This window comes from Actinophytocola sp., assembly GCF_045807065.1.
Classification (GTDB): domain Bacteria; phylum Actinomycetota; class Actinomycetes; order Mycobacteriales; family Pseudonocardiaceae; genus Actinophytocola.
Window position 1 is genome coordinate 1 of record NZ_JBJMIE010000492.1, and the last position, 6,706, is coordinate 6,706.

Sequence of the window (6,706 nt, forward strand, 5' to 3'; positions counted from 1 at the left end):
ACGTACCACGGGATACCGCCCAACCGGGTGTAGCGGGCCCCGACAACCCGCCGTCATGCGCTACCACCTGCTGATCCATCTAACCCGCAGGTGGTGGCTCCGAAGCCGCAACTCGCGGCCGTCCCGCCGAAGATCTTTCCCGCGTCGTCAATGGACTGGACCATTGATTTTTCTTGACGCTTGAAAAGTGGTGGACGACACACTTGCCCCGGATGTTCGCCGCTGCTCCTAGACTACCGGGCCGTAGACCAGGTCTGCGACCAAGTCGTCACTCTTTGTGATTACAAGTCGTTGACAGTACCCGATCGAGTGGCTATACCTCCGGGCGGGTATACATCTGGTCCTCCTTAACGCGGTGCAGGGGCAGCCCGTGTGTGAGGAACCTTTCCCAACGCTGATCGCCGCACAAAAAACAAGGCAGGAGACGGCAAGACAATGAATCGTCCAGGCAGAGTCGGTCGGGCCAGGCGCGGGTCCGTCCGCACGGTCGGACTGTTGGCGGCCGCCATGGCCGTCCTTCTCACGGCGGGTTGCGGGCTCTTCGGTGGTGGTGACTCCGGGAGCGACGCCTCGTCGGACACGTCCGCGAAGGCTGCCGGCCCGCTGGAGAAGACCACGATCAACCTCGGTGTCTTGCAGGCCATCGACTGCTCGGGTGCGCAGATCGCCCTCGAGAAGGGCCTCTTCAAGAAGGAGGGGCTCGACGTCAAGACGACGCTGCTGCAGAGCGGCGCGCAGTCGATCGACAAGCTCAACAACGGTGAGCTCGACATGTCCTTCGGCAACTGGGTGTCGTTCATCAAGGCACAGCAGAAGGGCGTCATCGACCTGAGGTTCATCGGCGAGGCCTACGTCTCCACGCCGAACAGCAACTTCGCCCTCGTCACCTCCCCCGACTCGGGCATCAACAGCGTGAAGGACCTCGAGGGCCAGCCCATCGCGGTCAACGCGCCGGGCAACATCAACGAGCTGCTCATCCGCGCGGTCTTCGAGGCCAACGACGTCCCGTTCGACGCGAACAAGCTGACCCCGATGGCCTTCCCGGCCATGGCGCCGGCACTGCAGGGGGGCCAGGTCAAGGCGGCGTCCCTGATCGACCCGTTCGTCGTCGCGGCGCAGAAGGACATCGGCGGGAAGATCGTGGTCGACCTGACCGGCCAAGGCCCGACCAAGGACTTCCCGGTCTCCGGCTACGCAACGACCTCGAAGTTCGCCAAGGAGAACCCGAACACGGTCGCGGCGTTCCAGCGGGCGCTGCTGAAGGGCCAGCAGCTGGCCGGCGACCGCAAGAACGTCGAGGAGGCACTGCCGAAGTTCGCGGGCATGCCCCCGGAGACGGCGGCGATCGTCCGGTACGGGACGTTCCCGACCACGATCGACAAGAAGCGCCTCCAGCGCGTCGCCGACCTGCTCGCGTCCTACCAGATGATGCCCAACAAGATGGACGTCACCAAGCTGGTCATCCCCTACGCGACGTCGAGTAGTTAGCAGTCGTCGGTCCGATGTCCCGAATAGCGCGGAACATCGTTGGAACGGTCGGCGTGCTCGCGATCTGCGAGCTCGTCGGCCGTTCCGGCCTGGTGAACCCCAAGTTCCTGCCGCCGCCGTCGATCATCGGCGCGCGGCTGGTCGAGATGTTCAACGACCGCGGCTTCTCCCTCGACCTGACGCAGTCGTTGCTCTCCTGGGCGATGGCACTCGCCCTCGCCGTCGGACTCGCGGTGCCCATCGGGATCGTGTTCGGCAGCATGCCGCTGGTCCGCTCGGCGTTCAGCATCGTCGTCGAGTTCGTGCGGCCCATCCCGTCGGTGGCACTGATCCCCCTGGCCGCCATCGTCATCAAGACGAACCCCGAGGTGAAGATCTCGCTGGCCGCGTTCGCCGCGGTCTGGCCGATCCTGTTCAACACGATGCACGCGATGGCCGACATCGAGCCGGTGCAGATCAACACGGCACGGGCGTTCAACGTCGGCCGGGTCCGCACGCTGTTCTCGGTGAAGCTGCCCAGCATCACACCGTTCGTGTTCACCGGGATCCGGATCTCGGCGAGCGTCGCGCTGATCGTGCTCATCTCGACGGAGATCCTCGCCGGTGGCGGCCGGGACTCCGAGGAGCTGTGGGAGCGCGGCGGCCTCGGCACCTACGTGGCCACCATGAGCGGCGCCACCCGGATGGACGTCGCGATCGCGGCCACGTTCGTGGCCGGCTTGTTCGGCGTGATCGTCAACATGATCTTCACGAGGATCCAGCGGCGCTGGATCAACTGGTCGGACGGAGATCGCGGCCGATGACCGCACTCGACGAGAGAGTGAGCGAGGCCGGGCGCACGCCCGAGCCCGCACGGGCGGCCCGGACGGTCAGCCGCCGCCGGCGTGCCGCCGAGATCGGCGGCAAGTGGGTGGTGCTCGCGGTCTGCGGCGCACAGTGGCAGCTCGCCACGGCATCGGCCCGGCACCCGTACTTCCCCACCCCGGTGGTGATCGGGCAGAAGATGGTCGACATGTGGCTGTCGGGTCCCCCGAGCCACCTGTTCTTCTCGGACCTGGTCGCCGTCGACATCGTGCCGAGCCTGCTCCGGTTGCTCGGCGGATGGGCCGCCGCAGCTGTGATTGGTATCACATTCGGACTGCTGCTCGGTCGGTTCGGGGCGGCCTACGACTATCTCTCCCCCACCCTCAACTTCCTCCGGTCGGTCCCCCCGCCCGCGCTGCTCCCGGTGTTCTTCGTGCTGTTCACCCTCGGCACGCCGATGCAGCTCGCCATGATCATCTTCGGGGTGCTCTGGCCGATCTTGCTCAACTCCATGGACGGTGCCCATACGCTGGACGAAACGGTGGTGGAGACGTCGCGGAGCATGCGGCTCTCCAAGGTCAGGTTCCTCGCCACCGTGGTCTTCCCAGCGGCGTTGCCGAAGATTTTCGCCGGCCTGCGGGTGAGCCTCTCGCTCGCGCTGATCCTCATGGTCATCTCCGAGCTGCAGGGCGGTTTCGACGGCATCGGCTTCCGGATGACCTATGCCCAGCTGACCTACGACATGCCTGGGATGTGGGCCGGAATCGTTCTGCTTGGCATACTCGGATACGTCCTGAACGCACTGCTGCTCGCCGTGCAGAACCGGGTGATCGGCTGGCACACCAGGTCGAAGAGTCTCACCGGGAGGTAGACCGTCCCATGCTGGACGTCACCGGAATCAGTCACACCTACGGTTCGGGCGCGAAGACGCACACCGCGCTCGGGAACATCACCTTCACCGTGGAGAAGGGTGAGATCGTCTGCATCGTCGGCCCGTCCGGCTGCGGCAAGTCCACCCTCCTGCGGGCCATCTCGGGCCTGATGCCCCCCTCGGCCGGCGAGTCGCGGTTCATGGGCAACCCGATCAAGGAAGTCCCGGAGGACCTGGCGTTCGTCTTCCAGGAGTACAGCAAGTCACTCTTCCCCTGGCTCAGCGTGAAGGGCAACGTCGCCTTCCCGCTGAAGGCACGCGGGATGGCACGCAGGGAACGACGCAGGGTCGTCGAGGAGGCGCTCTCCTCGGTCGGGCTCGGCGAGGCGGGCGAGAAGTACCCGTGGCAGCTGTCCGGCGGCATGCAGCAGCGCGTGGCCATCGCCCGCGCGCTCGTCTGCCAGCCGGCCCTGCTGCTGATGGACGAGCCGTTCGCGTCCGTCGACGCCCAGACCCGCGCCGAGCTGGAGGACCTGCTGCTGAGCGTGCGCCGCGAGTACAACACCACGGTGTTGCTCGTCACGCACGACATCGACGAGAGCGTCTACCTGTCCGACCGGGTGCTGGTGCTGTGCAAGGCGCCGAGCACGATCGTCGCGACCATCGACGTGACCCCGCTGGGTCCGGATCGCGACCAGATCACGACGAAGGAGACCGACGAGTTCGTCCATCTGCGCGGCGAGGTGGCCCGTTTGCTGCGTTACGGGCACCTGGACGAAGTCGATGGTCACGGTGTACCCGTCGAAGCGATCGCGGAGTAGACCATGTCCCTGTCCTCAAGGCCGCGCATGGTCGTCGGCATCTCGGGCGCGTCCGGTGCGGTGTACGGAATCCGGTTGCTCGAGGCGCTGCGCAAGGTCGATGTCGAGTCACACCTGGTGATCACCCGCAGCGGCAAGCGGACGATCTACCACGAGACGAACATGAAACTCGAGGACGTCCGTTCCTTAGCGGACGTCTACTACCCCAGCGAGGACATCGGGGCGGCGATCTCGTCCGGCTCGTTCCGGACCATGGGCATGGTCGTGGCGCCGTGCTCGATCCGGTCGCTGTCCGAGATCGCCTACGGCAACACCACGAGCCTGCTCACGCGGGCCTGCGACGTCGCACTCAAGGAGCGCCGCAAGGTGGTCCTGATGCTGCGTGAGACGCCGCTGCGGATGACCCACCTCAAGGCGATGCAGGCCGCGGCCGAGGACGGGGCGCTGATCATGCCACCCGTGCCGGCGTTCTACACACGACCCGGCTCGCTGGACGACATCATCGACCACACCATTGGTCGTGTCCTCGACTACTTCGACATCGAGACGGACCTCGTCCGTCGGTGGGGAGAGGATTAACACCATGCCGGTGGCGCCACGGGAGCGGAGCGAGAGAGCCGCTGCCGGACTGACCGATGAACGGGCTCGGGAGCGAGGTACGGGCGACGAGCGCGTGACGACGGAAGGAGGCGGCCGCGAATGAGCGAAGCGACCCATGCGCCACTGCACGACCTTGGTCTCATCATCGAGACGCTCGACAAGGCCGGGCAGCTGATACGGGTGAAGTCCGAGGTGGACCCCGTGCACCAACTGGCCAGCGTCGCGTCCCACTTCGAGGGACGCGCGCAGGCCGTGCTGTTCGAGAAGGTGCGCGGGCACGAGCACCCGGTGTTCACCGGCCTGTACTGGTCGCGAGCCCTGCTGTCGGAGCTGATCGGCGCGGACGAGAAGAAGCTCGCGTCCCACATCTCCGGCAAGGTCCAGCAGTGGCAGAACGACCCCCACCACAAGGCGGTCGAACCACTGGTCGTCGAGACCGGCCCGGTGCGCGAGTACACCCAGCCGGTCGTCGACCTGTTCAAGCTGCCCATCCCCACGCACGCCGAACGCGACGGCGGCCCGTACATCGACGCGGGCATCGTGGTCGTGAGTGACCCGGAGACCGGCGTGCGGAACGCGTCGATCCAGCGGTTCATGCTGGTCGACCGGGACCGCCTGCACATCAACATCGACGCCGGCCGGCACCTGCAGATGGCCCTGGACCACGCCGAGCGGCGCGGCGAGACGCTGAAGTTCTCGCTGAACATCGGCGTCGGTCCCGGCGTGCACTTCGCGGCCGCGACCCCCGCCGAGGCCGCGCCGCCGGACACCGACGAGCTGGGCATCGCGTCGGTCTTCCACGGCGACCCGATCGAGCTGGTCCGCGGGAACGTGCCCGGTGTCGAGCTGGTCGCGCACGCCCAGTACTCGCTCGAGTGCGAGATCGTGCCGGGCGAGGTAGCCGACGAGGGTCCGTTCGCCGAGGTCACGGGCTACTACGCGAAGGTCGCGCCCCGCCCGGTCGTGCACGTGCTGGCCGTCCACCACCGGGCCAACCCGGTCTTCCAGACCATCATCTGCGGCAAGGAGGTCTGGAACTCGGCGGGCGTGCTCGGCGAGGCCAGCGTCCTCGGCTCGGTGAGCAAGCAGGTGCCGGGCGTCAAGGACGTGTACTTCTCCCACGGCGGCTGCGGCTTCTACCACGCCGTGGTGCAGATCTCGCAGAAGCGGGCGGGCTGGGCGCAGATGGCGGTGCTGTCGGCGTTCGCGGCGTTCCCGCCGCTGAAGATGGTCACGGTCGTGGACGACGACGTGGACATCCGCAACGCGTCCGACGTGGAGTGGGCGCTGACCACCCGGCTGGACCCGACGACCGGCGTGATCATCGTGCCGGCGGCGTTCGGGCACGGACTCAACCCCACCTTCCCGAACTACTTCGGCGCGAAGATCGGCTTCAACGCGACCCACCCGTTCCCGAAGACGTACTCCTACGAGCGGGTGCGGCTCAAGGAGTACTCGATCGACGGGCTGGAGATCGAGATCCCGGAGCCCGTGCCGCCCACACAGTCTCTGGTGGACAGGTGGACGGCCGCCGAGCGCGCCGAGCGCGGCAGCCCGACCGACGCCCCGAAGAAGAGTTCCGGCGCGGCCACGTAGACGGACGAAGAACGGGGCGCCTCCCTCGGGAAGCGCCCCGTTCTCGTCTGTGCTCAGGTGGTCGAGCCGTCCGGTGGTCCGAAGCACTGCACCAGCTTCGGGTCGGCGTACGCGTAGCCCTGCTTCTCGCCCTCGCCCGGGCAGCTCTGCAGGTCGGTGGTGCCGGTGAGGATCTTCGTCACCATGAAGGTCGCGCCCGGGTCGCCGCAGTCGACCCGCTTGTCCGCGTCGCCCTGCACGAAGCACTCGCCTTCCTTGGCGTTCAGGGTGAGGCAGAGCAGCAGGTCGTCGCTCCCGCCGGTCTCGGTGTAGGAGACGTAGTCACCCTCCGGGCACTTCGCGCCGGCGTCGTCGTGGGTCGCCGCGACCTTGTAGACCGCGTCCTTGTTGTTGCAGTCGATCTTCTCGACGTCGGCGTCGGTCGAGCCGACGCTGTTCACCTTGATGCAGTCGCCGACCTGCGAGTTGGACGGCGCGGTGCCCCAGTTCTTCCACACGAAGAAGCCGATGACACCGAGGATGACCA

General features: G+C 66.9%; 7 protein-coding genes. 6 read left to right on the forward strand and 1 reads right to left on the reverse strand.

The window, feature by feature from the left end; translation table 11 throughout:
• The first annotated feature begins 507 nt into the window (after positions 1 to 507).
• The 6 genes from ACJ73U_RS28880 to ACJ73U_RS28905 all read left to right on the forward strand — a co-directional run bounded on the left by ACJ73U_RS28880 (position 508) and on the right by ACJ73U_RS28905 (position 6,180).
• Positions 508 to 1,488, forward strand: coding sequence for an ABC transporter substrate-binding protein (locus tag ACJ73U_RS28880; RefSeq protein ID WP_407780878.1), 981 nt, complete (start codon positions 508 to 510; stop codon positions 1,486 to 1,488).
• Between the two features lie 14 nt (positions 1,489 to 1,502).
• Complete coding sequence (locus ACJ73U_RS28885) at positions 1,503 to 2,291, forward strand: ABC transporter permease (protein WP_407780879.1); 789 nt, start codon at positions 1,503 to 1,505, stop codon at positions 2,289 to 2,291.
• Positions 2,288 to 3,163, forward strand: coding sequence for an ABC transporter permease (locus ACJ73U_RS28890; RefSeq protein WP_407780880.1), 876 nt, complete (start codon positions 2,288 to 2,290; stop codon positions 3,161 to 3,163). Before ACJ73U_RS28885 ends, ACJ73U_RS28890 begins: the two co-directional genes overlap by 4 nt.
• An 8-nt stretch (positions 3,164 to 3,171) precedes the next feature.
• Entirely contained in the window at positions 3,172 to 3,984 is an 813-nt protein-coding gene (locus tag ACJ73U_RS28895) for an ABC transporter ATP-binding protein (RefSeq protein WP_407780881.1), read from the forward strand.
• Between the two features lie 3 nt (positions 3,985 to 3,987).
• Positions 3,988 to 4,563 (forward strand): UbiX family flavin prenyltransferase, encoded by a 576-nt coding sequence (locus ACJ73U_RS28900; protein ID WP_407780882.1) that lies wholly within the window; start codon positions 3,988 to 3,990, stop codon positions 4,561 to 4,563.
• Positions 4,564 to 4,683: 120 nt separating this feature from the next.
• Positions 4,684 to 6,180 (forward strand): UbiD family decarboxylase, encoded by a 1,497-nt coding sequence (locus ACJ73U_RS28905; RefSeq protein ID WP_407780883.1) that lies wholly within the window; start codon positions 4,684 to 4,686, stop codon positions 6,178 to 6,180.
• Between the two features lie 53 nt (positions 6,181 to 6,233).
• Here ACJ73U_RS28905 and ACJ73U_RS28910 read toward each other — a convergent pair.
• The coding region (locus ACJ73U_RS28910; RefSeq protein ID WP_407780884.1) for a hypothetical protein at positions 6,234 to 6,706 on the reverse strand (473 nt) is incomplete at its 5' end.